Source organism: Methylophaga sp. UBA4204 (assembly GCF_002379485.1).
Classification (GTDB): domain Bacteria; phylum Pseudomonadota; class Gammaproteobacteria; order Nitrosococcales; family Methylophagaceae; genus Methylophaga.
Genome location: NZ_DFTU01000020.1, coordinates 2,584 through 4,685, shown reverse-complemented (window position 1 = coordinate 4,685; position 2,102 = coordinate 2,584). Strand labels below are relative to the sequence as shown.

General features: G+C 47.2%; 2 protein-coding genes. Both read right to left on the bottom strand.

Annotation, left to right across the window (positions count from 1 at the left end; translation table 11 throughout):
* Window positions 1-146: 146 nt before the first annotated feature.
* On the bottom strand, window positions 147-1,682 hold the full coding sequence (locus B3182_RS02525) for a 4Fe-4S binding protein (protein WP_292751429.1): 1,536 nt from the start codon (window positions 1,680-1,682) through the stop codon (window positions 147-149).
* A 1-nt stretch (window position 1,683) separates the two neighbouring features.
* Window positions 1,684-2,102, bottom strand: a 419-nt coding sequence (locus B3182_RS02520) for a DUF3306 domain-containing protein (protein ID WP_292751402.1), incomplete at its 5' end; no start/stop codon positions are given.

Genomic DNA, 2,102 nt, shown 5'->3' with positions numbered 1-2,102 from the left:
CTGACCAAGAGGACTTTCCGGTTCAGTGACTTGCAAACGGCTGATATTATCAAGCAAGTCCTGCTCTGGTGGCGTTGCCAGCAAATTGGCTAAAAGCGCATAGGTTTGGGCACGCCACTGAGTTTCTTCAATTTCTTCCACGTTTGTTAACCTTTTTTGAACATGGCTTTGACACGACAGTCCTCACACATCTTCAGCTGTTCCAGCGCCGCGCCCTGAAACATATGATGATCTTTTAATTTTGCGGTAATCGTGTCGATCATTTTCTGAGTGGCAAACGGTTTTGCACAACTGATGCAATGAAAAATCGCCTCTTCATGCAAAATACGCTTTTGCCGTGCCTGATCCCGTTGATACAAATAACGTGGTGCCAGACTGATGGCATTTTCAGGGCAGGCCGTTTCACAAATACCGCATTGCACACATAAATCTTCAATAAAATTGAGTTGCGGTTTATCGACGCCATCAACCAACGCCCCAACCGGGCAGACCGATACGCAAGACATACATAATGTACAGGCTTGTTTATCGACCAGAATCTCCCCAAAGGGAGCCGGTTTTTCCAGTGTGATTTCTGCCTGAGGTGAGGGGGCTTTTTCATACAGATGCGACAAAGCCATGGTACTGACCCGCCGCTTGTTATCCATACCGGCAAAGCGGCTTGGAGTGGCAGCCTCTGTTTTGGGTAACTGCTGGATGTGGGATTTTAAGGCCGTAAAATCATTGCCTTGATGCCAGTGAATGGCGGTTGAATAGCCCATGCCGTTCAATAATTCGTTGGTTAAGGTTATTTGCTGCTGCAATTCCTGCCAATCATGATCACTATGGGTCAGCGCATCCCAAACCGTGACACCAGCAGCGCCATAGGCCATCGCCGCCAGCCAGAATGGCATACTCAATGCGCCAATTTCTTCAATCGAGAAGGTAATAACGTTGTCAGTGAGTTCATGACCGCGCATTTCCAACAAGGTTTGAGCATTGGATTCATCATGAATCAGAATATGCGGTGGCTGGGTTTCCAGTTCGTCATATTGCTGCATCATTGAACGTAACCGTTCAAGGCTAACGTCCAGCGATGGCAACGCATAATTCATTGCACCGGATGGGCAAACGGCCACACAGCTGCCACAGCCCTGGCATAAATTGGGATCTACCCGAACTTCGTCACCTGCATGGCTTATTGCTTCAGCGGGACAGGCTTCAAGACATTGATTACAGCCTTGAATACCACGGCGCGAATGGGCACAGATATTCGGTTTGTATTGGAAATACCGCGGTTTATCAAAAATACCAATCAGATCGGGCAATTGCTGTATGGCTTCGGCCAGAGCTTGTTGATTTTCACCGGGGGCGAAATAACCTAAAGGCGAAACTTTTTGTTTGAGAATTGGCGAATCAGTTAAATCCAATACCAAATCAAAGCGTAATGTTTGCCCTGCAATTACGGCATCAAATTCACCCAGCCAGCCGGTTATTCTATCCAGTTCACCTGCTAGCAAGGTCACATCATCGCTTGTAACAGTTGATGAGTCGGTCACACATGCACTGATAGTTAATGGCTGACAATGTGCTGCCACGGCAGAAACAGCCTCGGCACTGCCAATAATCAGTAAACGACCACGGGATTCAAACTCAATCAATTGCACCGGATGAATTTCAATTCGGCCTGCTTCCAAAACCACGTTATGCAATGGGGTTATCCTCCTCGTCGCGATTATTTCGCGGTTTTGTGTCGTTATTCTGTTCAGAATCTTCTACAGGATCAGCCGCTGCTGGCTGTTCAGCTGTTTCATCTGGCGCCAGCTGACGTTCCAGCATCCGTTTCATTTCATGGGTTACTACAGAGCCCAATCCAGCAAAAGCATGATAGTTATAGTCATTTTCGTATTCTTCAAGCCCATCAGTCTGATTAAAGCCCGGTTTACGAAATAAATCGCGTAATGCCTGTTTTTTGGTTTCCGGATCAACATTCTCACGTTGCCAAAGGGGCAAATCAGCTGACTCTTTGGCTGGTGCAGTTTCATCTGTCAGGTTTTGTTCGGTAGGCGCTGATTTTTCAGTTGCCGTTTCTTCTTCAATATTGGTTTGCTGCTTACGGCGGG